This window comes from Microbacterium binotii, from assembly GCF_021398715.1.
GTDB classification, from domain to species: Bacteria; Actinomycetota; Actinomycetes; order Actinomycetales; family Microbacteriaceae; genus Microbacterium; species Microbacterium binotii_A.
Window position 1 is genome coordinate 3183513 of record NZ_CP090347.1, and the last position, 26388, is coordinate 3209900.

Annotated in this window: 24 protein-coding genes and 1 tRNA gene; 11 read left to right on the top strand and 14 right to left on the bottom strand. The window is 68.0% G+C overall.

Annotation, left to right across the window (positions count from 1 at the left end; all coding sequences use genetic code 11):
- Nucleotides 1-14 precede the first annotated feature (14 nt).
- Nucleotides 15-1196 (bottom strand): sensor histidine kinase, encoded by a 1182-nt coding sequence (locus LXM64_RS15440; RefSeq protein ID WP_234073990.1) that lies wholly within the window; start codon nt 1194-1196, stop codon nt 15-17.
- A 106-nt stretch (nt 1197-1302) separates the two neighbouring features.
- Between LXM64_RS15440 and LXM64_RS15445 the strand changes: the two genes are divergently transcribed.
- On the top strand, nt 1303-3852 hold the full coding sequence (locus tag LXM64_RS15445; protein ID WP_234073991.1) for a DUF2156 domain-containing protein: 2550 nt from the start codon (nt 1303-1305) through the stop codon (nt 3850-3852).
- A gap of 6 nt (nt 3853-3858) precedes the next feature.
- On the opposite strand, the gene dcd is transcribed toward LXM64_RS15445, so the two are convergent.
- On the bottom strand, nt 3859-4464 hold the full coding sequence (gene dcd, locus LXM64_RS15450; RefSeq protein ID WP_234073992.1) for a dCTP deaminase: 606 nt from the start codon (nt 4462-4464) through the stop codon (nt 3859-3861).
- A gap of 50 nt (nt 4465-4514) precedes the next feature.
- On the opposite strand from dcd, the gene LXM64_RS15455 reads away from it, so the two are divergent.
- Together LXM64_RS15455 and LXM64_RS15460 are read left to right on the top strand one after the other, a co-directional pair.
- Nucleotides 4515-4585: transfer RNA gene (locus LXM64_RS15455), tRNA-Gly, on the top strand.
- A 603-nt stretch (nt 4586-5188) separates the two neighbouring features.
- Entirely contained in the window at nt 5189-5920 is a 732-nt protein-coding gene (locus tag LXM64_RS15460; RefSeq protein ID WP_234073993.1) for a hypothetical protein, read from the top strand.
- A 227-nt stretch (nt 5921-6147) separates the two neighbouring features.
- Here LXM64_RS15460 and LXM64_RS15465 read toward each other — a convergent pair whose 3' ends face one another.
- Together LXM64_RS15465 and LXM64_RS15470 are read right to left on the bottom strand one after the other, a co-directional pair.
- Nucleotides 6148-7266: an XRE family transcriptional regulator gene (locus LXM64_RS15465; protein ID WP_234073994.1), complete on the bottom strand. Its 1119-nt coding sequence runs from the start codon at nt 7264-7266 to the stop codon at nt 6148-6150.
- A 17-nt stretch (nt 7267-7283) separates the two neighbouring features.
- Nucleotides 7284-8006 carry a hypothetical protein gene (locus tag LXM64_RS15470; protein ID WP_234073995.1) on the bottom strand — a complete coding sequence of 241 codons (723 nt, stop codon included), beginning with the start codon at nt 8004-8006 and terminating at the stop codon, nt 7284-7286.
- A gap of 430 nt (nt 8007-8436) precedes the next feature.
- Between LXM64_RS15470 and LXM64_RS15475 the strand changes: the two genes are divergently transcribed.
- The 3 genes from LXM64_RS15475 to LXM64_RS15485 are packed head-to-tail and all read left to right on the top strand — an operon-like array spanning nt 8437 to nt 10824.
- Nucleotides 8437-8943, top strand: coding sequence for a hypothetical protein (locus LXM64_RS15475; RefSeq protein ID WP_234073996.1), 507 nt, complete (start codon nt 8437-8439; stop codon nt 8941-8943).
- Nucleotides 8936-9388, top strand: a complete 453-nt coding sequence (locus LXM64_RS15480) for a hypothetical protein (protein WP_234073997.1) — start codon at nt 8936-8938, stop codon at nt 9386-9388. The genes LXM64_RS15475 and LXM64_RS15480 overlap by 8 nt, the downstream gene beginning before the upstream one ends.
- A gap of 11 nt (nt 9389-9399) precedes the next feature.
- Nucleotides 9400-10824, top strand: coding sequence for a hypothetical protein (locus LXM64_RS15485; protein ID WP_234073998.1), 1425 nt, complete (start codon nt 9400-9402; stop codon nt 10822-10824).
- 336 nt (nt 10825-11160) lie between these two features.
- Here the strand turns inward: LXM64_RS15485 and LXM64_RS15490 are convergent, their stop codons facing one another.
- Complete coding sequence (locus LXM64_RS15490) at nt 11161-12057, bottom strand: Abi family protein (RefSeq protein WP_234073999.1); 897 nt, start codon at nt 12055-12057, stop codon at nt 11161-11163.
- Between the two features lie 216 nt (nt 12058-12273).
- Between LXM64_RS15490 and LXM64_RS15495 the strand changes: the two genes are divergently transcribed.
- Complete coding sequence (locus tag LXM64_RS15495) at nt 12274-13200, top strand: DUF368 domain-containing protein (protein ID WP_234074000.1); 927 nt, start codon at nt 12274-12276, stop codon at nt 13198-13200.
- A 19-nt stretch (nt 13201-13219) separates the two neighbouring features.
- Here the strand turns inward: LXM64_RS15495 and LXM64_RS15500 are convergent, their stop codons facing one another.
- From LXM64_RS15500 to LXM64_RS15520, 5 genes are all read right to left on the bottom strand, one after another.
- Entirely contained in the window at nt 13220-14113 is an 894-nt protein-coding gene (locus LXM64_RS15500; RefSeq protein ID WP_234074001.1) for an ROK family protein, read from the bottom strand.
- A complete protein-coding gene (locus tag LXM64_RS15505) occupies nt 14110-14397 on the bottom strand; it encodes a hypothetical protein (RefSeq protein ID WP_234074002.1) in 288 nt (95 codons plus the stop codon). Before LXM64_RS15505 ends, LXM64_RS15500 begins: the two co-directional genes overlap by 4 nt.
- Before the next feature lie 55 nt (nt 14398-14452).
- Complete coding sequence (locus LXM64_RS15510) at nt 14453-15493, bottom strand: aldo/keto reductase (RefSeq protein ID WP_234074003.1); 1041 nt, start codon at nt 15491-15493, stop codon at nt 14453-14455.
- Between the two features lie 108 nt (nt 15494-15601).
- A complete protein-coding gene (locus tag LXM64_RS15515; RefSeq protein ID WP_234074004.1) occupies nt 15602-16438 on the bottom strand; it encodes an alpha/beta fold hydrolase in 837 nt (278 codons plus the stop codon).
- Between the two features lie 166 nt (nt 16439-16604).
- Entirely contained in the window at nt 16605-17429 is an 825-nt protein-coding gene (locus LXM64_RS15520; protein WP_234074005.1) for a ribokinase, read from the bottom strand.
- Nucleotides 17430-17539: 110 nt separating this feature from the next.
- Here LXM64_RS15520 and LXM64_RS15525 point away from each other — a divergent pair, with 110 nt between their 5' ends.
- Nucleotides 17540-18493, top strand: coding sequence for a nucleoside hydrolase (locus LXM64_RS15525; RefSeq protein WP_234074006.1), 954 nt, complete (start codon nt 17540-17542; stop codon nt 18491-18493).
- A 4-nt stretch (nt 18494-18497) separates the two neighbouring features.
- On the opposite strand, the gene LXM64_RS15530 is transcribed toward LXM64_RS15525, so the two are convergent.
- A complete protein-coding gene (locus tag LXM64_RS15530; RefSeq protein ID WP_234074007.1) occupies nt 18498-19370 on the bottom strand; it encodes an EamA family transporter in 873 nt (290 codons plus the stop codon).
- Complete coding sequence (locus tag LXM64_RS15535) at nt 19367-20617, bottom strand: serine hydrolase domain-containing protein (RefSeq protein WP_234074008.1); 1251 nt, start codon at nt 20615-20617, stop codon at nt 19367-19369. The genes LXM64_RS15530 and LXM64_RS15535 overlap by 4 nt, the downstream gene beginning before the upstream one ends.
- A gap of 76 nt (nt 20618-20693) precedes the next feature.
- On the opposite strand from LXM64_RS15535, the gene LXM64_RS15540 reads away from it, so the two are divergent.
- Together LXM64_RS15540 and LXM64_RS15545 are read left to right on the top strand one after the other, a co-directional pair.
- Nucleotides 20694-21002, top strand: a complete 309-nt coding sequence (locus tag LXM64_RS15540) for a DUF2470 domain-containing protein (protein WP_234074009.1) — start codon at nt 20694-20696, stop codon at nt 21000-21002.
- Nucleotides 21003-21068: 66 nt separating this feature from the next.
- A complete protein-coding gene (locus LXM64_RS15545; protein ID WP_137418592.1) occupies nt 21069-21722 on the top strand; it encodes a heme oxygenase (biliverdin-producing) in 654 nt (217 codons plus the stop codon).
- A 94-nt stretch (nt 21723-21816) separates the two neighbouring features.
- Here LXM64_RS15545 and LXM64_RS15550 read toward each other — a convergent pair whose 3' ends face one another.
- Nucleotides 21817-23163 carry an ATP-dependent DNA helicase gene (locus LXM64_RS15550; RefSeq protein ID WP_137418591.1) on the bottom strand — a complete coding sequence of 449 codons (1347 nt, stop codon included), beginning with the start codon at nt 23161-23163 and terminating at the stop codon, nt 21817-21819.
- Between the two features lie 86 nt (nt 23164-23249).
- On the opposite strand from LXM64_RS15550, the gene LXM64_RS15555 reads away from it, so the two are divergent.
- Nucleotides 23250-24314: a hypothetical protein gene (locus LXM64_RS15555; protein ID WP_234074010.1), complete on the top strand. Its 1065-nt coding sequence runs from the start codon at nt 23250-23252 to the stop codon at nt 24312-24314.
- A gap of 1 nt (nt 24315) precedes the next feature.
- On the opposite strand, the gene LXM64_RS15560 is transcribed toward LXM64_RS15555, so the two are convergent.
- Nucleotides 24316-26349, bottom strand: a complete 2034-nt coding sequence (locus LXM64_RS15560) for a cytochrome c oxidase assembly protein (RefSeq protein WP_234074011.1) — start codon at nt 26347-26349, stop codon at nt 24316-24318.
- Nucleotides 26350-26388 lie beyond the last annotated feature (39 nt).

Sequence of the window (26388 nt, forward strand, 5' to 3'; positions counted from 1 at the left end):
AGGTAGTGGCGGCGTCAGTCGCGGGATGCGGGCAGCTGGAACCATGCGGTGGTTCCGCCGCCCTCCCGCGGCTTGATGCCGATCGAACCGCCGTGGGCCTGCACGATGCGACGGCAGGTGGAGAGGCCGATTCCGGTGCCCTCGACCTCAGTGTTCGCGCGGACGAGGGGGTCGAAGACGCGCTCGACGTCGGCGGGGTCGATGCCGGGGCCGCGATCGCCAACCTCGATGCGCCACCCGTCCGGCGTGCGCTGCGCGCGCAGGTCGACGCGAGGATCCGTCCCGCCGAACTTCAGCGCGTTGGACACGAGGTTCTGCAGCACCGCGCGCAGCTGGGTGGCGTCGCCCGCCACGACGGGGAGCTCGCCGATCGTGATGCGCGGATCGCCGTCGGTGACGCCCAGGTCGGCACGCACGTCGTGCGCGAGCGCGCCGAGGTCGGTCGGGGCGAGGTTCAGCACTCCGCCCAGACGCGCGAACGCGAGGATGTCGCGGATCATCTCCTGCATCCGGGACGTGCCGCGGATGCCGGTGGCGACCCAGTTCTCCACGGACGGCGGAACCTTCAGCTCATCCTCGAACTGCTCCTGCAGCAGGTGCAGCGACATCGTGACGGAGGTGAGGGGCCCGGCGAGGTCGTGGCTGATCTGACCGGCGAACGCGGACAGGTGATCGTTCGAGCGACGCAGCTCGTCGCGCAGCTCATCCGCGCGCTGGAGGACTGTGTGCAGGTAGCGCGTGCGCCGTTCGAGCTCGAGGATGTCGACGATCCGCGCGGCGAGCACGGCGAGCAACGCCGTGCGGTGCTCGTCGATCTCGCGGGGCACGGTGTCGAAGACGCACAGTGTGCCGATGGTCTCCCCCGCGAGCACGAGCGGATGGTTGGCGTAGAAGCGGACGGACCCCAGGTCGCCCGTCACGAACGGGTTCGAGCGGTAGCGCGGATCCGCGCTCGCGTCCGCGACGGCGACGGGCTGCCCCAGGTGCAGATTGAGCGCGCACATCGAGTCCTCGCGGCGGCAGATGTCCGCATCGAACCCGACGGCGGCGAGCTGATGCTGCGCGTCGTCGGTGATGATGTTGATCGTCGCCATCGGGACCTCGGCGACGAAGGCGGCGAGCTCGACCACCGAGCGCAGCGCGTCGGGAGGGCTTCCCAGCACGTCGTACTCCGAGATCACTTCCTGCACAGTCATCGTGTCGTCTCCCGGCCCCGTGGTCGCGTTTCTCGATCCAGGTTAGGGCTCTCTCCAGAACTGTGGCGCGCAGAGGTTCGAAAGGTCCTCCTGCGACAATGACGCCATGTCCACGGCTCCACCCGCATCCGTCTCGGAATCTCCTCTGAGCAGGATGCGGGGCATCGCCGTGGCGGTGGCCGCGTGGCTGCGGCGGCATCCGTTCACGACCGCGCTGCTTCTGGTGATGCTGGTGACGGGCGTCGCGCAGATCGTCATCACCTCTCCCCCGGATGCGGACACGGGCCTGCTCCCGCCGTGGAACGACTCGTTCGACGACTTCCGCTGGTGGTCGGCGATCACCCCCATGTTCGTCACGGGCTCCGTCCCGGAGCTGCTGACGACGCTGGTGCTCGCGACCATCGTGGTGGGTCAGGCCGAACGGGTCATGGGCACGGCTCGGGCGGCGATCGCCTATGTCGTCGGCGGCGTGCTCGTCACCTCGGTCTCGATCGCGGTGGGGCTGCTCGAGGAGCACTTCCTGGCCTTCCTGCCGCTCAACGACGTCTTCTTCTTCACGCTGACCCCGCTGGCCGCGATCGTGTGCACCGCGATGGCGGCGAGCTGTTTCATCGGGGCTCTCTGGCGACGGCGGGTACGCCTCGCATCCCTTCTCGCCGTCTGCGTGCTCTTTCTCTACCGCGGCGATGCCGACAGCCTCTTCATCCTCGTGGCGCTGCCGGTCGGACTCGGCGTGGGCTTCCTGCTCGGCGGGCGACGGGCGAAGACCCTGGTCGTGCGCAGCTCGCACCACGAGATCCGCGTGCTGCTCGCGTCCCTCGTGGCCGTGGGCGGCATCGGACCCGTCATCGCGACGTGGTTCGGGTCCGGCACGGGCCTGCTGTCGTTCTACGGGTTCCTCAGCATCGATCCCGTCGTCGTGGTCGACGGCACGACGTGCGCGTTCGGCTCCGCGGTCGACTGCCCGTCCGAGTACACGACGGCGGCCGAGGTGTTCCCCGCCGCGGGCTGGATCGCGCTGCTGCCGATGATCATCGCGCTGATCGCGGCCTGGGGCATCCTCCGCGGCCGGCGGGCGGCGCTGTGGATCGCGGTCGTGCTCAACGCGGCCGTGTTCGGCTGGATCATCGTGCAGTGGATCACGCTGCAGCCCGAGACGGTGGCCGACATCGCCGCGTATCAGGGGACGGATGCGGAGACCTACGTCTGGCAGACGATCTCCGGCGCCCTGCTGGCCGCTGTCGCGCCGCTCGGCACGACGATCGCACTGCTGGTGTTCCGACGGCATCTCCGCGTGACCTCGAGCCCCGCCGCGCGGCGACGCTACCTCGTGGTGCTGGGAACCGCGACGGTGCTCACCGCGCTCATCGCGACCGCGGGACAGGTGCTGACGCGCGAGGGCCACGATCCGGTGATCGATCTCGGCGACATCCTGCTCGCTCTGCCGCTGCGCTTCATCCCTCCGACGCTGCTGCCGCCCGACGTCGTCTCGTTCGTGCCGGAGACCTTCGAGGCGCGCATCTTCTGGTACCTGCCGCCCGCGATCTTCTGGGCCGGGGCGGTACTTGCGACGGCGTACTTGATCTTCGCGCCCGCGGCCGTCGGCGAGCGGGACGACCGCATCCGTGCGCGCGAGCTGCTGCGCGCGGGCGGCGGGGACTCGTTCAGCTTCATGTCGACCTGGCCCGGCAACTCCTACTGGTTCTCGCCCGACGGCACCGCCGCGATCGCGTATCAGGTTCACCACAACGTCGCCGTCACGGTGGGCGGACCGTTCGGCCCGGCGTTCGCGGACGTGCGGGTGTTCGAGCAGTTCGCGGCGTTCTGCGGCGACAACGGCTGGCGGCCGGTGTTCTACAGCGTGAGCGATGGGCCCAGCGCCGAGCTCGCGTCGCGGGGGTGGTACCGGCTGCGGATCGCCGAGGAGGCGCTGCTCGATGCGCAGGAGTGGACCCCGGCGGGCAAGAAGCGGCAGGACATCCGCACGGCGACGAACAAGGCGGCGCGCGAGGGCGTGACGGCGGTGTGGACACGCTGGGCAGACCTCAGCATCGCGCAGCACCTGCAGCTGCGCACGCTGTCGGAGTCGTGGCTGGCCGACAAGGAGCTCCCCGAGATGGAGTTCACCCTCGGTGGGCTCGACCAGGTCGACGATCCGGATGTGCGCCTCATGCTCGCCATCGCCGAGGACGGCCGCATCGAGGCGATCACGAGCTGGCTGCCGTTGTACGGCCCCGAAGGACTCCGCGGCTACGTGCTGGATGTCATGCGTCGGCGGCACGAGGCGTTCAACGGCGTGATGGAGTTCGTCATCGGCGCGGTGGTCGTGCAACTCAAGGAGGAGGGGCTGCAGACGCTGAGCCTGTCGGGTGCACCCCTGGCGTACACGGCCGAGGCGGGCGCGGAATCGGATGCGGTGCAGCGCATGCTCGATCTCGCGGGCTCGCTGCTGGAGCCGGGCTACGGGTTTCGCTCACTGCACAGCTTCAAGCGCAAGTTCCAGCCGGACTTCTCGCCCGTGTGGCTCGTGGTGGCCGATTCGGCGGCGCTGCCGGCGACGGGACTCGCGCTCGTACGGTGTTACCTGCCTCAGCTCACGCTGCGGCAGGCCGCGCGCATGGCGGCGACGCTCGGCCGCGACCGCACGCGAGGCTGAACCGGGTCAGCTGCCGGCGGCTCCCGCATCCGTAATTCCCACGTCGGTGACGTGGAAGTTGCGCGAGGAGCGGGATGCGGTCGGCCCGCGCTGGCCCTGGTAGCGGTTGCCGTAGGGGCCGGAGCCGTAGGCGTTCTCGGCGGGCGAGCTGAGGCGGAAGAAGCAGAGCTGGCCGATCTTCATGCCGGGCCACAGCTTGATCGGCAGGGTCGCGACGTTGGAGAGTTCGAGGGTCACGTGTCCCGTGAAGCCGGGGTCGATGAAGCCTGCCGTGGAGTGGGTCAGTAGGCCGAGGCGTCCGAGCGAGGACTTGCCCTCGAGGCGGGCGGCGACGTCGTCCGGCAGGGTGACGCGCTCGAAGGTGGCGCCGAGCGCGAACTCGCCCGGATGAAGGATGAACGGCTCGTCGGGGCGCACCTCGATCAGCCGGGTGAGTTCGGGCTGGTCCTCGGCGGGGTCGATGAAGGGGTACTTGTGGTTGTCGAACAGGCGGAAGTACCTGTCGAGGCGCACGTCGACGCTGGAGGGCTGCACCATCTCAGGATCGGAGGGCTCCAGCCCGATGCGTCCGTCGGCGAGTTCCTGCTTGATGTCGCGATCCGAGAGCAGCACCAGCCCAGCCTAGCGAGCAATGCCCTTTGCTATGCTGGCCGCGTACCCCCGGGGCTGTAGTTCAATGGCAGAACTTCTGCTTCCCAAGCAGACAGCGCGGGTTCGATTCCCGTCAGCCCCTCAGAATGCACGAAGCGGTCCGGCTTGTCCGGGCCGCTTCGTGCATCTATTGGTTGAGCGAATCGAACCCTTGGGTGGGCCCACGCCGCCAGAGGCTCCGCGCGCGGCGCAGCCGCGGGTGGAGAAGGCGGTGGGGACGATTCCCGTCAGCCCCTCTCTGTTTTCGTGTTTGCCGCGGGAATCGAAAGCAGGCGAAGCCTGCGTATTCGATTGGGCCCACGACGCAGAGGCTCCGCGGCCCGCGCAGCGGGACGTGGAGAAGCGTCGGGGACCGTCAGCCCCTCTGATGCAGAACGCGGTCCGGCTCGTCCGGGCCGCGTTCTGCATGTATCCGGCGCCGCGGGAATCGAAAGCGGGCGCAGCCCGCGTATTCGATTGGGCCCACGACGCCGAGGCTCCGCGCGCGGCGCAGCCGCGGGTGGAGGCGGTGGAGACCGTGAGCGCCTCCATATGTCAGTTCCAGGACTACTTCAGACATTCTGAAGTTAGGTCGGACCTAAGTTTCCGGGCCTGTCGACCGATACGGGCCGTATTTCCGCACCGGCCCGTCAGAAACTCCCACCAATGGAACAGCCGCAATCCCGCCGATGGCTATTCTCAGCCCATGCCTCAGACTCCCAAACGGTTCGTCTTCCGGCCGCTCTGGACCACAGTCGGAGCTGTCGCGACTGTGGTGACGATCCTTCTCGGGGTGCTTCAGATCGGCAGCTGGGTCAACGAGCACGCGCCTTGGATCCTGTGGGTAGCGGTTGCGACACTCATCATCGTCGCCTTGCTCCTCGTCGCTCGGATCGCTGCAGTTAGGATCGAGAAAGAGGGCGTTGCTGAAGAGCTTGTGGTTGCACGAGCCGATGTCGTCATAGCGCAAACTGAGAACGTCGCCGCACATGCTCGGATCCGTGAACTAGAGACAGCGCTGCGGCACGCAGCTCCGCTTAGCGAGGTGGACCGAGGACTCGCGCGTCAGCTCTACGAGTACGCATCTGACGCCGAGGCTCTCGATATGTTGTCGCTCTTCTTCCCGTACCAAATCCCCCATGAACCGGTGAGCAAGATGGAGGAACTCGCTAACCTGCCACGAACGCGTTCTGCGCACGACGTGACGCTGAGTCATCACCTGACGGATCTCTCCGAAGCGGCGACTCAGTGGCTCACCAAGCTTCAGCAGATCGTGTCCACTGACGGCGATTACTACACAACGAGGCTTGATCAGCACGTGAGTCAGAAGGTCTATCAGCAGCACACCGCGATGACCAACGAGTTGGGGTCCGCCGGCTTCGAGCTCCACACCAAGCTGCTCGAGTACCAGCGCTACTACGCGTCACTCGAAACCTGAGACATCCGGCAATCCTCGGCGCGGCGAGCACCCCGGTTCGTTCTGGGGCCAAGCCACCCCTATGCCCAGATGCGGGAGAAGGGCTTATTTGCCAGTCAATCGCACACTCACTTCCGCAGCGATGTCGTCCACCGTCGCCTGCCACCCCTCTCGCACTGCATCAAAGTTCAGCTCGGACGAGTAGTCCGGCGGAACGAAGTACCGAGCGAAGTCTCCTTCTTGCGCGCCTAGTCAAGGAGTGTCAGCCGGGGACGTTCGTCCTGCGCCCCGAGCATGCGGCGGACGTGCGCGGGCGTCCACGCAAGTTCGGCAGCAAGCTCCGGGATCGTCACGCCGCGCTGTTCCGCAAGTTCCACAGCCGTTGAGAGCAATGAGGGAAGCTCGCCCGGGAACTGCGCGACCGGCTCGTGCACGACGCCGGTCTGGTTGAGGCGAATGTAGCCTCGGCGTGCAGTGGCGTCGGAGATCTTCCCGAGTTCACGGCTTCGGTAGATCACCGACTTCGGCTCAACGCCCCACTCCAGACTCACTTTCAGCACATCGGCCATGTCTAACCGGCTCTTCAGTCGAGTCTCCATCGCGGCGCGCGGGGTGAGGAACTCGGCCGCAAACTTGTCGGCCTCCCGCTCGATGTCAGTGGTGCCAGCCACGCGTCCGCCGTGAAGCACCAGGTGGCCGAGCTCGTGTGCGGCGCTAAACCGATGGCGGTAGACATCGTCTGCGCGGTCGGGCGAGAGCACCATGACGGGTCGGTTGAAGGCTGAGGTAGAGAAGGCGTCGATACGGGCAACTTCGTCCTCGACCATCGGGACGAGGACGGCAACGATCCCCTTCGACTCCGCCAGCCTGACGACCTGGGGCACCGGCCCATCGCCCATGTTCCAGGCCTCTCGTAGATGCCTAGCAGCGGCTGCGGGGTCCGCAGGGAACGTGCCTGGTGCGATCTCCCCGCCGGCGAACCCAGGAATGTCGATGGTTGGGAATCGCACGTGCCGCTCGAGAGCGTTCGCGAGCTCCCACACCTGTTCCGTATAGGAGATCGCCTTCTTCCGCTGCCGGGAAGTCGTGGCTCGCAGGCTCCGAAAGTAGACGTTGTCGGATTCGAGTCGGACCCGGGGTCGTCCAGCAGCGAAGAATCCCACCGGCACCTTCAAGTACCCTGCAAGCTTCTCGAGCGTGTCTGCTCTCGGCGGCGTGATGCCGGACTCGAACTGACCGATGGCTGCAGCTGACACGCCGACGGCTTCCGCCACGTCCTGTTTCGTCCGCAGAGCGAGCTGCCGGGCCTGTTGCAGTCGCTCGGGGTCGAACGTGCGCGCGACGGTAGCTGCGTCCGCGGTCTGCATGCCCCCCGTGATCGGCCTCACTTGCTACCCGCTGCGAGCTCATCATCGTCGCCGCGCACACCCATATCCAGGTTCTTCATCGGCGCCTCGTCAAAGCGGCGCGGCTCTCTCGTCTCCTCGGTTGCTTTGAGATCGATCTCAACCGCGACAGGCAGCTCTTCGTGGTGGATCCAGATCACGGCACCGTGGGCATCGAGGTAGCCATCGCCGATATGGATCCGCTCGAGGCCGGCACGATCACTCGCGACGAAAGCGACGAGCACGACAGCCTCAGCTTCAGATGTGGGGGAGGCAAGCTCTTCGGCGTCCGCGTCGTCATGCCACTCCGCGAGGGGGAGGTACTCCTCCGGGCGCCGCTCGACATCGGACAGCAGTTCGTCACGGAACTGCGACCAGCGGATGATGAGGCGATCAGCCTCGGGGCCGGACTGAGAGGCACACTTCGCCACGTAAATGGTCGTCCCTCCGACGACTGGCAGGTAGAAGCGACTGCCCTTTGGGCGGATCTTGCGCACGTTTTGGACCTCAGCGAGCTCTTCCACAACGCCAAGAGCGAGCACCTGCCAGAAGGTCGCGCCGTACGGCTCGTCCGTCGGCAACCCGCTCGTCGCCTTGGTGTCGGCGGATGTGTCGTGCGCGGATCGGCCCGCTCGGATGAGAGCTTCCGCCACGGCGGGTGCGGCATCGCCGAACCGAGCCCGGAACCACTCGCTTCCGCCAAGTCCATGCATCGCGCTCATAAGTCCCCTAAACATCTGCTTCGATCCGACATTAGCACTTTATCGGCAAACATGAAACGAACACTCTTGATTCATTTTCCATCCGGCGATTCGGCGACTACGGTACGTCGTGCGACTTTGCCATCTTGCGCCCAGAACGACGTTGAGGGTGCGGAAGCTAGCGGACCGCGGCTCGAGTCCTCAGGCTGCCGCTTCGGACGCACTTTGACCGGAAGTCAAGTTGCGCCTGATGCTTCGCGCTTACACGCCCGTGCAGCCCCACCGGGTCACTTCCCATGGCCCCGCTGCGTCGGCTCGCAGGTTCGCCGCCCACCGTCTAGAGCTTCAACTCCGGCCACGCGTGCGCCCCAATCGCCCTCCGAGACGCGCCGCAGGGTACTGAGCATGTGTCCGTCGGTCCAAGACAGTAGCCTCGACGGAGGGGGGAACGATGGACGATGACACGGCGATGAGACCATCGGTCGCGCTCGTTGGGAGCTTTCGACAGCACTATGAGGCGATCTGCGGGGCGAAGGCCATCTTCGACTCGCATGGCGTCGAAGTGACGACCCCGCTTGGCTCACCCGTCCTCGATCCAGGCCAGGACTTCGTTCGGTTCGCGACCGACTGTATGGATCTGTCGGATCCCCACGTTCAGACGGTGGCGCTGCACAGAATCTTTCGAGCCCGTGCTGTGTACGTTGTCGCCGTAGGTGGGTATGTTGGGCGCACCACCGCGTACGAGGTGGGCCGAGCCACCCAGGCCGGACGTCCGATCTATTTCAGCGAGCGCCCCCTGGACCTCCCCATTCACGTGCCCGGTGAGCATGTCGTTGAGCCGGACGAACTCGCACGGCGGATACTGGAATCACGAGAGATCGCTTCAGTCCACGCAAGTGAAGATGAACACGCACTGCTCGAGCGGAGGCTTCTGACCGGTGACTACAGCTATGAGTGACCCCAACAGGCTCGTCATCTGCGGCTCTATGCGCGCCTACGACACGATGCAGGAAGTGCACCGCATGCTCGTTGCCCATGGCGTCGACGCGATCCTCCCCGAGCCCGATGCTCTGCCGCTTCGCGCAAGTACCGATGAGGTCGACGAGGCCAAGCGCTCGGCATCCAAGAAGCACTTCGATTCCATCCGCGCGGAACACACGTACGCCGTTCTCGTCGTGAACGTCGACAAGGACGGGGAGCTGGACTACATAGGCCCCAACGCGTTCGCGGAGATCGCCGTGGCCTTTGCCAGCGACCGGCGAATCTACCTGTGGCAGGGCAGCCCGCGTCGCTACTCCGAAGAACTCCGCGCATGGGGCGCGACGGAATTGCACGGCGAACTGGCACAGATCGAAACCGAGCTTCACCGCACTCCCTGGCGCCGATCACTTCGAAGCGCGTAGGCACCGGTCGAATGCCGGCGCTCGACCGCATCTTCCTGCACTTCTTCGACACCCACTACCTCGAAGCGACCGCGAGCCGCGTTGACAAGGTTCAACTTTACGAAGAGATGGTCCTTGCGACGAGAATCGCGATTCTTGCCGCGCGGCAGGTGCTCATCCCTGCATCGTCCTACTTCGAGTCACCGCTGTGCCGGAGGATCATCGACGAACTGCAGCCGCTGTTCACCACAGGGGCGGTGAAACTCGTCGGCGGCGCGACGGGCGTCGACGAGTTCATCGAAAGCAAGCTGCTCACGTATGACCCCGGCGGCGCACAGTTCTCGGCGTACACCAACTTCCGCGACGGCAACGCCACGCTCCCTCCGTTCAGCCCTCGAAACCAGAGCGCGACCCGAGACATCACCAAAGGGTGGTTCGACGTTGCCTCGCAACCGGACTTCGAAGCGGACGTGTTCGGGCGCGCACGCGACGCACTCGACTCAGGATTCGCAGAAAGATGGGCGCAGGCTCCGGTAGCACTGGGTGGGCGGGCGTTCACTCCTGAGTACGTCCAACCGCTCGTCGCACCCCCAGACGCGCCGGCCACCATCGGGATGCGTATTGGGAATGTGATCAATCGCGCGTACTTCTCTAGCTTCGCGTTTGAGTTCCACGCAGGGTTCGTTACCAACATGTCTGTACTGACCGCCGCTCACGGCTTGGACAATCGTTTCGGGAACCTCGACTACGTGGCGGTGCGAGAGGAACTGCGCTCGCGAGGTCTCATGGATCAGGTCCTGGACTCATCGGCCCTGCAACTGGTGGATCTCCGCGATGACAACACCGTGGCGATGGCGATCCTTTCGGGAGTGTCCACGATCGACCTGAGCGTGCTCCACAGCACGAACTTGCGCTTGGACATCCCTATCGACCTTTCCCCCGCGGTCAAGAAGATGCGTGCCATCAAGCCCGGAGCTAAGGCCGCGACCGCCTACCACCACACCGTCGCCGATATCCTCGATGACATATTTGTGGCCTCACTGTTCCGTGTGAAGCTGGAGCAAGAGATCTATCAGGGCCGCAAACGCGTCGATATCTCTTACCTGAACATCGCGCGGACGGGCATCTTCAACTGGCTGCACCTCCGCTACGGCGCACCGCTTATCTATGTGGAGTGCAAGAACTACAACGACGATCCGAAGAACAGGGAGTTCGACCAACTCGCCGCAAGGTTCTCCACACAGGGAACGAGGGTGGGGCTCTTACTCTGCCGTCGCGTGGACGACAAGAAGGATGCGCTCGCCCGCGCCCGCGACGCGTTCCACGCCGGCAACGGCCTCATCATCGTGCTCGACGATGATGACGTAGAGTCCCTGGCCGCGCTGGACCGAAACATGGGCTATGACCTGCCGCAGGGGAAGTTCCTGCGTGAACGAATCATGCAGGTGATCTCTTAGCAGTGAATTGGCAGCGCTTGGGCGACGAGCCTGACGAATTCTTCGCAAGAGGCACTGTCCTGTCCACTTCAAGGAGATCCACCCCCTCCGACCCGACGACCTGCCTGAGAACATCCCCTCCTACGGACTGATAGGCGGCGGCTATCTCCGTGACGCCGGGGGTCGACGTCTAGGCAGCGAACCGCTCGCCATGACGCTGAACTTTCGTCAGCGCGCGGAGACCTGTCCGTGGCGGGAGGTCATCGGGGAAGACTTCGACGCCCGCATCGACAGCCTCGACGCAGAACCGCAGGCCTTCCGCCCGTCCCTGACGCTTGCGCGCCCGGTTCACCTACTTCAGAGGGTCGGCTGGTAGTACCCGACTTCGAGTCCAGTCACTGAATGAACGAGGTCAAGCAAGTGAGTCGAGTAGGCATTACTGCCCTCGATCTGGTCCACCATTCCTGCGAGGAGTGTGAGGGCCGCTGCGGGTGTCTGCGGGTGCAGGAAGTCGCGTTTCACTTTCATCGCGATTGAGGGCAACGTCACATATCCGGTGAACTTTCGGTTCCACAGCCGGCCATGGTGAGCGGCGATGTTCCGGATGAAGGCGATGTTTTGCACGGCCTGGAGGAGCTTGGGGATGTCCTCGAATGCGAGCGACTTCGCAACTGGTTCGAGAACCGACTTATCCCTCAGGGCGCGAAGCATGCGGGAGAACGTGCCGATGGACAGCACCTCGATTGCCGCCCAAAGAGGGACAGTCTCCTCCTTCTCGATGTGGTGCCGGATGAAGAGCTCGCTGCGCGTCCGGAGTTCTTCGAACGCGGCAAGAACTGTGTTTCGGTTCTTCGTCTCAGCTGCGTGCTGCCCCATTGCCCGCTCGTCAGTCGGGTCCGGAAATGAGTCGGGAAGATAGAGGCTCGCCGCGAGGTGACCGTCACCGCCGACAGCGCCGGCGACGTGGTAGGCCACACGAGCACGCAGAGTCGGCTCGACGACAGAGACGCCATCGAGAACCGCGTTACGCACAGCTCGGTCTAGATCATAGACATCCATCAGTCTCGATGCGGTCGCGCCAGAGGCATAGCGGTCTTCACCCGGCTCATAGAAGCAGCGCGCATACCCGCTGACTCGGTAGTAGTTGCTCGAGTACAGGAACAGGCCGAACTTCTTCTCGGAAACGCCGTCGAGCTGAAGCCCCCGGTCGCGGTGTTTCTGCACCTGTGCGGCGAGGTTGATCCAGTCCTTCATCCTGCCCCCAGAAACGAAGAACCCACCCAGCCTTGCGGCTGGATGGGCCCGAATGTTGTCACCAACCTATTCCAGAGAACTCGCGCGCGCAAATCGAGATGGTCGGCCTCAGCAGTCCCCCGCGGCCATGACCGTCCACCTCTCGTCGCATTCGGGATGCGGTTCCATCCTGCCCGAGCAGGCCCCTCACAGGCCCCTCGCGTAGCGTAGGGAGGTATGGCCGACACCCTTGCCGACCGACGCTCACCCCTCCGACCCGCCGTGGATCTCGTCCGCGGCACGCTGATCGGCGCGGTGGAGGTGGTTCCGGGGGTCAGCGGCGGCACGGTCGCCCTCATCGTGGGCGTGTACGCCACGCTCATCGAAGCGGCCAGCCACGTCGTGCGCGGCACGCTCGCGCTCACTGATGTCTTCCGTCGCAAGGGCCTCGCCCGCGCCGCATCCCACTTCCGCGCCGTGCGCTGGCGGATCGTCGCGCCGGTGCTGCTGGGCATGGTGCTCGCAGTCGTGCTGGGCGCGAAACTCCTCGCCCCGCTCGTGCAGGAGTTCCCGACCGAGACCCGCGCGGTGTTCGGCGGCATGATCGCCGCATCCCTGCTCATCCCGATCCGGATGCTGGGACGCGACTGGACCTGGCGCCTGGCCGTCGTCGCCCTCGCCGCGGCGGTCGCCGCCTTCTTCCTCACCGGGCTTCCCTCGGGAACCCTCGAGGATCCGCCGCTCGTGATCGTCGCCCTCGCCGCATCCGTCGCCGTCTGCGCCCTCGTGCTTCCCGGCCTGTCGGGCGCCTTCCTGCTGCTCGTGTTCGGGCTCTACGAGACGACGCTCGTCGCCCTGAACGAGCGCAACGTGCCCTACATCCTCGCCTTCGCGATCGGCGCGATCGTCGGCCTCAGCCTGTTCGTCAACATCCTGCGGATGCTGCTCGCCCGCTTCCACGCGGCGATGCTCGCGATCATGACCGGACTCATGCTCGGATCCCTGCGCGCCCTCTGGCCCTGGCAGGATGCGGCAGGCACCGCCACCACGCCCACGGGCGACGTCCTGGGCCCGGTGCTGCTGGCCGCCGCCGGCGCCGCCGTCGTCCTGGCGGTCGTGGCGATGCAGGCAGGCCTCGACCGGCGAGCGCAGCGCGCCGCGTAGAGACGCCCCTGCGAACCGCTCAGCCGGCGGCGGCCTGCTCGGCGAGCAACAGCGAGCCGTAGAGTCCCGCCTCGCCGTCGAGCTCGGTGCGGGCGATCGCGAGGTCCCGCGACGAGCCCCGCGCCCCGGCCGGACCCACGCGCACGGCTGCAGCCTCCTGCAGCGCCTCGATCAACCCGGGCGTCTTGAGCACGCCGCCACCGAACACGATCAGTTCGATGCCCAGCGTGAAGTACAGCGTCGCGGCGAGCTGGGCGAGATAGAACGCGGTGATCTCGTTGCTCTTCGCGCGGGCGGCCGCATCCAGCTCCTGGGTGTCGATGCCGTTGCGCGCGCGGACGGCAGGGCCCGACGCGACGCCCTCGAGGCAGTCGCCGTGGAAGCGGCAGCTACCGGCGAAGGTGTCGTCGGGGTGCCGCGCGACGGGGAGGTGCGCGATCTCGGGCCAGCCGGTGCCCACCAGCACGCGGCCTCCGGCGATGAGCCCCGCCCCCACTCCCGTGCCGACGGTGACGTAGGCGACGTCGCTCGCGCCCTGCGCCGCGCCCCACTGCAGCTCGCCCAGGGCGGCGCCCGTGACGTCGGTCGTGATCCGTGCGGGAGCGCCGGCGGCAGCGTCGCGGATGCGGCCCAGCACGTCGACGCCGTCCCAGCCTGCCTTCGGTGTCGAGGTGATGGAACCGTAGGCGGGCGAGGCGGGGTCGAGATCGAGCGGACCGAAGGCCGCGATCCCGACCCCGGCGATCTCGCCGTCGAGCGTCCGGATGAAGTCGCCCACCGCGGCGAGCGTGGTGTCGGGCTCTCCGGTCGCCACGGAGCTGCGGCTCAGGATGCGGCGAGGGTCCCCCTCCGGCGCCGCCGCGCACACGATCTTCGTGCCGCCGGTCTCGATGCCGACGAGCAGACGGCTCACGCCGCGTCCTCGTCGCGGGGCACGATCCCCCCGAACACGGAGTTGTTGCGCATGGCACGACTCTCGTCGTCGTCGCCGAGGAGCGCCCGTCGCAGACCGTCGACGTCGTGGGTGCGCAGGAGCGCATTCCACCGTTCGACGGCGGCACGCGCTCCGCCCTCGGTGGTCTCGCGCTTGCGCGGCACGTTCTGCAGCGCCCGGGTGATCACGTAGAGCGGCTCGGTTTCGAGCAGCTCCACGATCCGGCGGTGCTGCGCCAGCTTCTTCTGGTCGTTTCGCGACATTCCTGCCTCCGCGTCCCATCCTGCCGCGGGCGGGCTGCCCGCGGGTGAACCCGCGTCAGTTGACCGAGCCGCCGACGGGCGCGGCGAACTCATCGAGAGCGGCGACGACCTCGGGCGAGAGCTCGGCCTTGCTCGCGGCGATCGCGTCATCGATCTGACCCGGGCGCGAGGCGCCGATGATCGCCGTGGTCACGACCTCGTCGCGCAGCACCCACGCGACCGCGAGCTGCGGGATCGACAGGCCCGCATCCTGCGCGATGCCGTCGATGCCCCGGATGCGGCGCAGGTAGTCGTCGGTGAGCGCGCTGCTGTTGAGGAAGTGGCTGTCGGCGGCACGCGAGTCGGCAGGGACCGTGCCATCGAGATATTTGGCGGTCAGCAGCCCCTGCGCCAGCGGCGAGAAGACGGCGCTGCCGACCTGCAGCTCCCGCAAGGCCGGGAAGAGCTCCGCCTCGGGAGTGCGGTCGAACAGCGAGTAACGGGGCTGGTGCACGAGCAGGCGCACGCCCTCGGCGGCGAGCAGCGCGTGCGCGCGACGTGTGAGCTCGGCCGGGTAGTTGGAGATGCCGACGTACAACGCCTTACCGCTCCGCACGATGTCGACGAGCGCCTGCATCGTCTCTTCGAGGGGCGTGTCGGGGTCGACACGGTGGGAGTAGAACACGTCGACGTAGTCGGTGCGCATCCGCGTGAGACTCTGGTCGAGCGATCGCATCAGGTACTTGCGCGACCCGCCGTCGCCGTACGGCCCCGGCCACATGTCGTAGCCGGCCTTCGTCGTCAGGAACAGCTCGTCGCGGTAGCGACGCAGGTCGCTCTCGAGCACGGTGCCGAACGTCGTCTCGGCAGCGCCGTAGGGCGGGCCGTAGTTGTTGGCGAGGTCGATGTGCACCACGCCGCGGTCGACCGCGTGGAGGAGGATCTCGCGCTGCGCCTCGATCGAGCGACCGCGGCCGAAGTTCTGCCACAGCCCCAGTGAGACACGGGGCAGGCGCACCCCGCTGGCGCCGGCGCGCGCGAACGGCACATCGTCGTAGCGGGTCGCCTTGGCGATGTACGGCGAGAGCAGGCGGGGGTCATCGGCGGCGATGGGCATGACGATCCTTCGGGAGGGAAAGGGGGTGCTGATCGCAAGCCTGCCACACCCGGACGACAGCCGACCCCGGCCCCGCAGGCGGCGGGGTCGGGGTCGGGTGTCAGGGGGTCACTCCTGGATGAAGGCCAGGATGTCGGGGTTGATGACATCGGCGTGCGTGGTCAGCATGCCGTGCGGGTAGCCCTCGTAGATCTTCAGCGTCGAGTTCTGCAGCAGCTCGTGCTGCTTGAGCGCCGCATCCTTGTACGGGACGACCTGGTCGTCGTCGCCCTGGATGACGAACACGGGAACCGTGATGGCCTTGAGGTCCTCGGTCTGGTCGGTCTCGGAGAACGCCTTGATGCCCAGGTAGTGGGCGAGGGCGCTGCCGGTCATGCCCTGGCGCCACCAGTTGTCGATGACTGGCTGCGAGGGCGTGACGCCCTCGCGGTTGAAGCCGTAGAAGGGACCGGATGCGACGGCCTCGAAGAACTCGGCACGGTTGGCGGCGAGCGCCTCACGGAAGCCGTCGAACACCGAGATCGGCGTGCCCTCGGGGTTCGCGTCGGTCTGCACCATGAGCGGCGGCACGGACGACACGAGCACGGCCTTGGCGACGCGGCCCTGGGGCTCGCCGTACTTCGCGACGTAGCGGGCCACCTGGCCGCCGCCCGTCGAGTGTCCGATGTGGATCGCGTTGTGCAGGTCGAGGTGCTCGACGACCGCGTTCACATCGCTCGCGTAGTGATCCATGTCGTGGCCGGTGCCGATCTGCGAGGAACGGCCGTGTCCGCGGCGGTCGGTCGCGATGACGCGGAAGCCCTTGCTGAGGAAGAACAGCATCTGGGCGTCCCAGTCGTCCGACGAGAGGGGCCAGCCGTGGTGGAACACGATGGGCTGGGCGTCGGTGCTGCCCCAGTCCTTGAAGTAGATCTCTGCGCCGTCTTCGGTGGTCACGTAAGCCATGGGAAGCCTCCAGGGTGTCTTGTTTCAGAGTCGTTGAGGGGAGCGCTCTCGAGCCCCACGGGCCGAGGGTGCGTTCACGATAGCTCCGCGCCTCACGCTGAGTTCTTCGACATCTGTCCAGACAATTCCCACGGGTCCGACCCGCGTCCCCCGCCGCCGGACCGTGTCAGCGGTAGGTCTCGAGGCGGCGCAGAGGCGGCTGCGCGCCCTCGTAGGTGACCGCATCGGCGCCGACCGCGCAGGCGGCGGTGAGGGCCGCGACGTCGTCCCATCCGGCGTGCAACGCCAAGGTCAGTGCGGCGCAGAACGCGTCGCCCGCCCCGACGGAGTTGATCGCGGCGACCCGCGGGGCGCTCACCCGTGCGACCTCGCGGCCGCCCTCCCGCAGCGCTGCACCGTCGGTGCCGTAGGTGACCGCCACACGGCGGGCGGCGGCGAGCGCCGGCAGCAGTTCGTACTCGGTCTCGTTCACGATCACGAGGTCCGCACGCTCGAGCACCGCCTGCGGCACCTCGCGCGCGGGCGCCGCGTTCAGCGCGAGGAAGCCGGGCACCCCGGCCAGCGCCGCGATCGCGGACACCGGGATCTCCTGCTGCGCGAGTACCGCTTCGTCCGCCGCGAAGTCCACGCCGTCCAGGTGCACGGTGTCGTTCGCGCCCGGACACACGACGATCTGATTCTCCCCGGACCCGTCGACGACGATCAGTGCGGTCCCGGTCGGATCGTCGCCGAGCCAGACGCCACTCGTGTCGACGCCCGCATCCCGCAGGTTCTGCAGCATCGCGTGACCGTCGGTGTCGTCACCGACGGCCCCGACCATGCGCACGCGCGCGCCCAGACGCGCCGCGGCCACCGCCTGGTTGGCGCCCTTGCCTCCCGCGTCGCGCTGCAACCGACCGCCGAGGACGGTCTCCCCGGCGCCTGGCAGCCGATCGGTGGTGGCCGTCAGATCGACGTTGATACTTCCGACGACGCAGAGAGGACCGAGCATCCACCCATTCCACCACGCGCCGAAGCCCCGGATGCGGCACCTCGGCGCCGGAGGAGATATAACCGAACAGGCGGACGAGGGGGTCGCGCCCCGACCCACCGAGGAGAACGATGACCGAGCCCACCCCCGTCTACCTGGACTGCGACACCGGCGTCGACGACGCCGTCGCGCTGGCATACCTGCTGGCGTCTCCGACGATCGACCTCGTCGGGGTCGGCACCGTCAGCGGCAACATCTCCGCCGCCGAGGCTACGCGCAACACGCTCGACCTGCTCGCCCTCGCGGGCCGCGACGACATCCCCGTGGCGCAGGGCGCACACGATCATCTCGACCACCCCTACGGGGGCGGCGCGCAGTGGGTGCACGGCGAGAACGGCATCGGCGGCGTCGAGCTGCCCCGGAGCCCGCGGGCGGCGGATTCGCGCAGCGCCGTCGAGCTTCTCATCGACCTGTCCCACGCCCACGCCGGACGCCTGCACGTGCTGACGATCGGGCCGATGACGAACCTCGCGCACGCTCTGGAGGCGGATCCCACCCTGCCCGAGCGCGTCGCCGCGGTCACGGCCATGGGCGGCGCGGCCCTCGCGCCCGGCAACATCACGGCAGCCGCGGAGGCGAACGTCTACAACGACCCGCAGGCGGCGGCAGCGCTCCTCGCCGCCGACTGGGATGTGACGCTCGTGCCCCTGGACGCGACCATGGAGCACACCATGAGCGAACAGCAGCGCGAAAGACTCGTCGCCGACGATCGCCCGTTCGTCTCGGCGATCGGCCACATCCTCGATCACTACTTCGACTTCTACCGCGACACCTACGGGCACCGCACGTGCGCGCTGCACGACCCGCTCGCCGCCGCGATCGTGGGCGGCATCACACCGTCACGCGCACCCCGCGTGCCGGTGACGGTCGACGTCACCGACGGACCGGGGCGCGGTCAGACGATCGCCGACCTGCGCGGTCAGCGGATCGCGGCGCGCGACCACGACGGCGTGCGCACGCGCATCGTGCTCGACGTCGACGCGGGTGTGGCGGACCATCTGATCGACACGATCCTCGCGGGCTGAGCGCTCAGGCCACCGGTTCATCCTGACGGCGGGCCCGCGGGGCCATCAGCACCGCGCCGATACTGGCGGCGATCACCAAGGCGATGCCCGCGATCTCGAGCACGCTCAGGTGCTGCCCGAGCAGGAGGAAACCGGCGATCGACGCCGTCGCCGGTCCGAGGCTCATGAGGATCGCGAACGTCGATGCGGCCAGTCGCCGCAGCGCGGACAGCTCGAGCGCGTAGGGGATCGTCGAGGACAGCACGGCGACCCCGGCCCCGAGCGCCAGCAGGTCGGGCCGCAGCAGCGCGCCGCCCGCATCCGCGATGCCGAAGGGGAGCGAGAGCACGGCGCCCACGGCCATGGCCAACGCGAGGCCGTCGAGCCGGACGAACTCGCGTCCGACCCGCGCCGAGGCGAGGATGTACAGCGCCCAGCTCGCGGCGGCGCCCAGCGCGAAGACCACACCGAGTGCATCCAGGCGGTCCCAGCCACCCCCGCCGAGCGCAGCGACGCCCACGAACGCGAGTCCGGCCCAGAGCCATGCGGAGGCCCGACGCGCCGCGATGATCGACAGCGTCAGCGGCCCGAGCACCTCGATCGTCACGGTGACGCCGAGCGGCAGGCGTTCGAGAGCGAGATAGAACAGCCCGTTCATCAGCGCCAGCACCAGCCCGAACCGGACGACCGCGAGCCAGGCCGCCCGCGAATGCCCCCGCAGGCTCGGTCGTGCGATGAGCAACAGCACCATCGCCGCGAAGACGAGCCGAAGCATGACCATGCCCAGCGGTCCGACCTCATCGAACAGCAGAACGGCGAGCGAGGCGCCGACCTCCTGGCAGGCGAGGCCGACCAGGACCAGGGCGACGGCGGAGGTGGATCCGGAGCGAGCGGTCACGAAGCGGGCAGCGGGCACACGGCCGCAGCGGCGATCGCGTCGTGATACTGCTGCGCGGTCCAGGGCAGACCCGCATCCGGGGCGCTCTGGCCGCTGGCCGCGGGCGCCTTGGAGGCGATGGAGGCGAGCTCCCACGCGAGGTACGCGCCCACCAGGTCGGTGGCCGCCGAGTTGTTCAGCACGACAGAGACGGTCATGCCGGTGGTCGGGTCGGCGAAGGATGCGGTGATGTACCCCGGCACCGAACCGAACTGTCCGATGAGCGAACCGGCCTGGAAGGCGCCGCCCGTGGCGGTCAGCCACGACGGCTGGTCGGGGGAGACGAGCATCGGGGACGCGAAGCGCTCCTCGCCGCCGAACGCTCCGGCGGCGAGCGCCTGCGTGTAGCGGCCCACATCGGCGATCGTGGAGACGACTCCCGCGTTCGTGAAGCCGAAGCTGGACGACATGGTCGTCATGTCGCGCGGCTCGGCACAGTTCATGGCACCGTCGGGGCCGGGCTGCGACAACAGACCCGTCAGCGAGGGCTGTCCTGGCTTCGCTGCGGTGCGCCCGGGAAGGCTGGTGCGGCTCAGCCCCAGCGGCGCGAAAACGTGCTCGTCGAGCAGGGCTGAGGCGCTCTGGGAGCCGGCGTTCTCGAGCGCGAGCCCGAGCAGCACGTACCCCGTGTCGGAGTCGCGCCAGGCAGCGCCCGCCGTGGCCGGGTCGAACCCGGTGATGCCGTAGGCGGCGAGCTCCGCGGCGTTCCACTCGCGGGCGGGCAGGCCGATCGCGTCGTCCTGCAGCACGGCACCGTACGAGCCCAGACCGCTCGTTCCGTCGCACAGCATCCCGAGGGTCACGCCGCTGAGACCGGCGACACTGGGGACGTACGTGCGCACCTCGTCATCGAGCGAGACCGTGCCGGCATCCACCATCTCGTAGAGCACGTCGCAGATCATCGGGCGGGTGAGATCGCCCACCCGGAACACGTCGTCGACCGAGGCATCGCCGACACCGGCCACCCATGACCCGCTCCATGGCGCCCAGACACCGACGATCGCGCCGGTCGAACCGGTCGCGGCCATCGCGAAGTTCACCGCTGACTCGAGCTGCGTCTGCGTGTCTGCCGGGAAGGCGCCCTCCACCTGCGTGGGCATGTCGATCTCGACGCTCTTGGCCGGCGTGCATCCCGCGAGCGCGAGAACGACGGCAGCTGCGCCGGCGATCGCGGCGGCAGCGCGTTTGAAGCCGGAACTGATCGGCATTTCACCCCCGCGGTCGTGCTCCAGCATTCAAACACACCCACATCACAAGACCATCACGGCTCTTAGGCTGTGCTGCATGACCCACGTTTTCGACGACGAGACACTGGCCGGTGTTCTCGGGCACATGAACTCCGATCACTCCGACGACAACATGCTCTTCGCACGCGCTTTCGGCCCGCATCCGGCGCCCGTCGGCGCCCGCATGGTCGGATTCGACGGCGACGGCGGGGACTGGGTCATCACGGCTGCCGGGGGCGCGAGCGTCGACATGCGGCTGACGTGGCCCGGCGGTCCCATCACCCAGCGAGCCGAGGTGCGACGCGAGATCGTTGCGCTGTATGACGCCGCATGCGCCGAGCTGGGCATCGAGCCGCGCCCTCACTGACCGCATCCGACATCCTGGGCGAATTGACGATTTAGGTTCTGCTTACCTGAAGGTATAGTGGGCCGCATGAGCGAGCCCATCCCGTTCTCCGCAGCCCTTCGCGAACGTTCCAGCGGTGCCCACTCGGGCAGCGAGGGCGCCGGATTCATGTCCGACCTGATCAAAGGCGAGGGCACGCGCGATGACTACATCGCGCTCGTCGCGCAGCACTGGTTCATCTACGAGGCGCTGGAGTCGGCGGCCGAGCGGATGCGGCGTGACCCCGTGGCGGCGGTGTTCATCAGCGAGCGCCTCACCCGCCTTCCCGCTCTCGCCGCCGATCTCGAGTTCCTCGTCGGTCCCGACTGGCGCGAGCGCATCGAGCCCCTGCCGACCACCCGGCGCTACGTCGACCGCATCAACCAGGTCGGCGCGACGTGGCCGGGCGGATTCGTCGCCCACCACTACACCCGCTACCTCGGCGACCTGTCGGGCGGGCTGTTCATCGGCAAGCTCATGCAGCGCCGGTTCGGTTTCGACACCAACGGCATCGGGTTCTACATCTTCGCGGACATCGCCGACCCGAAGGAGTTCAAGGAGCACTACCGCGTGCAGCTCGACTCCGCCCCCTGGGACGAGGCCGAGAAGGAGCGCGTGATCGACGAGGTGCTCCTGGCCTACCGCTTCAACACCGAGCTGTTCGAGGACCTCGCCCGGGCGAAGGCCGAAGCCGCCGCCTGACCCGGCGCGCCGCATCCGTGCGTGGGGGCGCTGCCTTGCTCGGCCCGAGGAGGGGGAACCCCCGGGGAGCGGAACCGGGAGCGAGGGGATGCGGTCAGGCGCGGGCGCGGGACATGAACCGCTGCACGTCGGGGTCCACGCGGATGTCGGAGGGCCGGAGCGGCCGCGACAGGTACAGGCCGTCGAGCGAGGTGAGCCGGGACAGCGCGACGTACGTCTGCCCGGGCGCGAAGGCTCCCGCCCCGAGATCCACGATGGCGCGGTCGTACGTCTTTCCCTGCGACTTGTGGATCGTGACCGCCCACGCCAGCCGCAGCGGGAACTGCGTGAACTCGGCCACGACCTCCCGGCTGAGCGAGCGGGATGCGGCGTCGTACGCGTAACGAAAACGCTCCCAGACGGCGGGCTCGACGTCGTAGTCGCGGCCGTCGATCTCCACCCGGACGATGCTCCCGGCGATCTTGACCACCGTGCCGATCGTGCCGTTCACCCATCGGGGCCCGTCGCCGTAGGACTGGGTGTCGTTGCGCAGGAACATGACCTGCGCGCCGACCTTCAGCTGCAGCTCCTGTTCGGCGGGGAAGGCGGCCTCCCCGCGCCCGAAGTCCCCACTGACCTCTGCGTGCGCGGTCTGCACGCGACCGGACAGGGCATCGAGGTGGCGCCGGTTGATCGCGTTGACGCGGTCGTTGCGGGTCGCGAGCGTGATGATGGGCTCGTCCGCGGAGAACTCGGGGGGCGTGCGGGCGCCCGTGTCGTTGAGGATCTTGGCCATGTCCGCGGTGACCTGGCCGTAGCGCACCGCGTTCAGCAGCGCCTTGAACCCCGGATCCGACTGCCGATGGATCTCGCGCAGCTCGGCCACGTGCAGATCGGCGCCGTACCGCCCCATGTCCATGAGACCGTCACCGCTCGACTCCCCCGCCCACACGTGCGCGTCGAAGAACCAGAACGAGTGATAGTGGTCGCGCACGTAGCGCAGCTCGTCACCCCGCGGCGGAACGGGCGCCAACTGGTACGGGTCTCCGAACATGACCATCTGCACGCCGCCGAAGGGCTCCGCCCGCCGACCCCGGGCCTGGCGCAGCGCGCGGTCGATGGCGTCCATGAGGTCGGCGTTGACCATCGAGATCTCGTCGATCACGAGCGTGTCGATCGCGTTGAGGAGCTTGCGCGTGGCATCCGACTGGTCGAGTTCGCTGTTCGCGATGAGCCCGATTGGCAGCCGGAACAACGAATGGATGGTCTGGCCCTCGACGTTCAGGGCGGCGACGCCGGTCGGAGCGCACACGGCGATCTGCTTCGACGTGTTCCACGCCAGGTGCTGCAGCAGCGTCGACTTGCCGGTGCCGGCGCGACCGGTGACGAACACGTGCTCCCGGGTGTCCTCGATGAGCCGGAACAACGCCTGCTGTTCGGCGGACAGGGCGGGGGTGCTCACCGATCCATGCTAGGCGCCGCGCGGCCGCATGACGCCCGGGGGCGACTCCCCGCGCTTTCGCGGGGACCCTTTCCTAGACTTGGCCCGTGAGCCGCTTGAGACGAACCCGGCGCCCCGGCGTGCGCCTGGCGTTCGATCTCACGACCCTCGGCCTCATCGGCGCCCTCCTGCTCGCGGCCCTGGGCGCCGGCACGGCTGCCCTGTACCAGGAGTTCTACAGCCCCTCCGCTTTCGTGCAGCGCTATCTCAGCATGCTCGAGTCCGGGCGCGCCGCTGACGCCCTGGCCCTGCCCGGCGTCTCGCTCGACTCCTCGGAGCTGACGGATGCGGGACTGCCCGCATCCGCATCCGACGCACTCCTGCGCAGCGCCGCGCTCGGCTCCCTCACCGACGCCCACGTGGTGTCCGAGCAGACCGACGGCGCCGACACCGTCGTGACCGCCAGTTACGTCGCCGGCGGGCACGACGGGACCACCTCGTTCCGGGTCCGCAGCAACGGGACGCTCGGCTTCATCCCGACGTGGCGGTTCAGCCAGAGCCCCCTCGCCGTCATGAACCTCATGGTCCTCGGCTCGTCCACGTTCGACGTCAACGGATTCCGCGTCGACCGTCGCCAGGTCTCCCCCGACGGCGTCGACGCCGACCCCGTCGCGCCCGTGTCGCTGCTGGTGTTCTCGCCGAACCTCTACTCGGTCACCGTCAACAGCGCGCTCTCGACGTCCGAGGGGCTCGCCGTTCTCGCGGACGCGCCGATGGTGAACGTGCCCGTCACCGTGCAGACCAAGCCGACCGACGAGTTCGTGAAGGTCGTGCAGCAGCGCGTCGAGGAGTTCCTCACCGCGTGCAGCACGCAGCAGGTGCTGCAGCCGACGGGCTGCCCGTTCGGCTTCGTGGTGCGCAACCGCGTCGAGAAGCTCCCGACCTGGTCGATCACGCAACAACCCACCGTCGAGGTCCTTCCCAACGGTGCGGGATGGGTCATCCCCGACGCGGATGCGGTCGCGCACATCGATCTCGAGGTGCGCTCCCTGGCCGACGGTTCGCTGCGCGAGGTTTCCGAGGACGTACCGTTCGTGGTGAACGGAACGATCGACATCCTCCCGGACGGAACCGCGTCGATCCGCATCGGCGGCTACGACCCGGGGCTCTGAGTCAGCCCTGACTGCGACGCGCGTCGCGGGCGGCGATCGCCGCCAGACGTGCGTTGTACTCCTCGAGCTCCGCGTCGCCGGTGCGATCGGCCTGGCGGTCGTTGGATCGCTGCAGGCGCTCGTCGCTGCGGCTCCACTGGATCGCCACGGTGATGCCGAGGATGAGGGAAGGGATCTCTCCGATGCCCCAGGCGACGCCGCCGCCGACGTACTGGTCTTCGAGCGGCGTCGCGCCCCAGGTCCGACCCATCGCGCCGAACCACTCGGCGGCGAACAGGCCCGTCTGCATCATGATCGCCACACCGAAGAAGGCGTGCATCGCGATCACGACCACGAGGGTCAGCAGCCGGAACGGGTAAGGGAAGCGCAGCGGCACCGGGTCGATCCCGATGAGAGAGAGAACGAACAGGTAGCCCGTGATCAGGAAGTGCGTCACCATCCAGATGTGCCCGAGGTGGTCGTAGAGCGACCACCGGAACAAGTCTGTGTAGTAGAAGATCCACAGCGACGCCACGAAGTTGAGCGCGGTGAAGATCGGATGCGTGACGACCTTGGCGAAGGGCGTGTGCACCGCCCACAGGATCCACTCGCGACCGCCGCGCGTACCGTCGTCGCGCTTGCGGATGGCGCGCAGTGCCAGCGTGACCGGTGAGCCGGGCACGAGCAGCAGCGGGATCGCCATCGTCAGCAGCATGTGGCCGACCATGTGCACGCTGAACAGATACTCCTGATACGCGTTCACGGCACCCGAAGTGACCCACAGCAGCAGCAGCATGCCGGCGACCCACATGATCGTGCGATAGATCGGCCAGCGGTCGCCGCGGCGGTGCAGGCGCCACACACCGGCCAGGTACAGGAAGATTCCGAAGGCGACGACGAACAGCCACAGCAGATCGATGTTCCACGCCGTGATCCACCGCAGCGGCGTGAGCTCCGGCGGTACGGGCGCGTCGGTGAGGAACTCCGCAGGAGTGCGCGCCACCGGCGGCTGCTGATCGGTGGGCGGAGGCGTGCGCGCGAGAGCGGCGGCGGCTCCGCTGGCGATGCCCATGAGGGCGAGTTCCACGGCGATGAGCGTCCAGAACCGCCGGGCACTCGCGTTCTCGTTCATCCGCGAGATGAGCCGCAGCCGGTACCAGGCGCCGAGCAGGCCGAGTCCGATCAGGGCCACGACCTTGACCGCGAGGATGCCGCCGTAGGGGCTGAGGAGAGCGGGCAGTGCCTCCACGCTGACCCATGCACGGACGGAGCCCGAGACCGCGACGACGATGAAGGCGACGAGCGCGATGCTGGAGTAGCGCCGCAACAGGGCGATCTGACTCGAGCGCGCCACGACCGGCCGGATCACGACCAGCAGCACGAGCCCTCCCAGCCAGACTGCCGCGGCCAGGATGTGCAGCACGAGCGAGGTGACGGCGACGCTGTGGTTCGCCAGCTCTCCGGAGTGGCCCTGCGTGCCCATCGGAACGAGCGAGGCCAGCGCGAGGATGGCCACGAGCAGGGTCGGCGTCCACGCGCGCACCGCGAAGGTGAGCACCGTGAGCACGGCGCCGGCGACGGTGGTGATGAGCCATGTCCGCCCGAGCTCGACCTCGACGAGGAAGCGGCCGAGCTGCTGTCCGAAGACCGCATCCGCGCTCGGGGCTGCGTTGAAGACGTTGACGAAGGTGAAGAACCCGGTGACGGCGGCGGCGACGGTGAACACCGCGGCGCCGATGGATGCGGTGTCCAGCGCGACCTCGAAGGCGCGGTCCTCGGGCCGCAGGCCGAACAGCGCGAGCACGAGAGCGCCCACCATGGTCGCCGCCGCGAGGTTCAGCACGAGGGTGGCGATGGGAAGTCCCCAGCGGACGACGGGGCCGGCGTCGGCGATGACGAGCGGCGCGGCGCCCCCGCCGTAGGCCAGGGCGACGATGAGGGCGACGAGAGCAGTGACTCCGAGGATGACCGGACCCGCAACCCGCAACGTGGTCGCCGAGACCGTTCCGGGACCGCCCGAACGGGGTCCGGCGGCGCGGGCGGAGGCGGTCGTCATCACTGCTCCAGCCTAGGCGCGCTGCGCTGTCAGCTCGCC

Excerpts from the sequence above, each read along its gene's own strand:
- LXM64_RS15535 (WP_234074008.1), bottom strand. The coding sequence starts at position 20,617 with ATGCCGATCAGTTCCGGCTTCAAACGCGCTGCCGCCGCGATCGCCGGC.
- LXM64_RS15490 (WP_234073999.1), bottom strand. The coding sequence starts at position 12,057 with ATGAAGGACTGGATCAACCTCGCCGCACAGGTGCAGAAACACCGCGAC.
- LXM64_RS15480 (WP_234073997.1), top strand. The coding sequence starts at position 8,936 with ATGAGTGACCCCAACAGGCTCGTCATCTGCGGCTCTATGCGCGCCTAC.
- LXM64_RS15465 (WP_234073994.1), bottom strand. The coding sequence starts at position 7,266 with ATGCAGACCGCGGACGCAGCTACCGTCGCGCGCACGTTCGACCCCGAG.
- LXM64_RS15560 (WP_234074011.1), bottom strand. The coding sequence starts at position 26,349 with ATGACGACCGCCTCCGCCCGCGCCGCCGGACCCCGTTCGGGCGGTCCC.
- LXM64_RS15540 (WP_234074009.1), top strand. The coding sequence starts at position 20,694 with ATGACCCACGTTTTCGACGACGAGACACTGGCCGGTGTTCTCGGGCAC.
- LXM64_RS15475 (WP_234073996.1), top strand. The coding sequence starts at position 8,437 with ATGGACGATGACACGGCGATGAGACCATCGGTCGCGCTCGTTGGGAGC.
- LXM64_RS15440 (WP_234073990.1), bottom strand. The coding sequence starts at position 1,196 with ATGACTGTGCAGGAAGTGATCTCGGAGTACGACGTGCTGGGAAGCCCT.
- LXM64_RS15460 (WP_234073993.1), top strand. The coding sequence starts at position 5,189 with ATGCCTCAGACTCCCAAACGGTTCGTCTTCCGGCCGCTCTGGACCACA.
- LXM64_RS15520 (WP_234074005.1), bottom strand. The coding sequence starts at position 17,429 with ATGCTCGGTCCTCTCTGCGTCGTCGGAAGTATCAACGTCGATCTGACG.
- LXM64_RS15515 (WP_234074004.1), bottom strand. The coding sequence starts at position 16,438 with ATGGCTTACGTGACCACCGAAGACGGCGCAGAGATCTACTTCAAGGAC.
- LXM64_RS15445 (WP_234073991.1), top strand. The coding sequence starts at position 1,303 with ATGTCCACGGCTCCACCCGCATCCGTCTCGGAATCTCCTCTGAGCAGG.
- LXM64_RS15470 (WP_234073995.1), bottom strand. The coding sequence starts at position 8,006 with ATGAGCGCGATGCATGGACTTGGCGGAAGCGAGTGGTTCCGGGCTCGG.
- LXM64_RS15545 (WP_137418592.1), top strand. The coding sequence starts at position 21,069 with ATGAGCGAGCCCATCCCGTTCTCCGCAGCCCTTCGCGAACGTTCCAGC.
- LXM64_RS15510 (WP_234074003.1), bottom strand. The coding sequence starts at position 15,493 with ATGCCCATCGCCGCCGATGACCCCCGCCTGCTCTCGCCGTACATCGCC.
- LXM64_RS15525 (WP_234074006.1), top strand. The coding sequence starts at position 17,540 with ATGACCGAGCCCACCCCCGTCTACCTGGACTGCGACACCGGCGTCGAC.
- LXM64_RS15495 (WP_234074000.1), top strand. The coding sequence starts at position 12,274 with ATGGCCGACACCCTTGCCGACCGACGCTCACCCCTCCGACCCGCCGTG.
- LXM64_RS15505 (WP_234074002.1), bottom strand. The coding sequence starts at position 14,397 with ATGTCGCGAAACGACCAGAAGAAGCTGGCGCAGCACCGCCGGATCGTG.
- LXM64_RS15485 (WP_234073998.1), top strand. The coding sequence starts at position 9,400 with ATGCCGGCGCTCGACCGCATCTTCCTGCACTTCTTCGACACCCACTAC.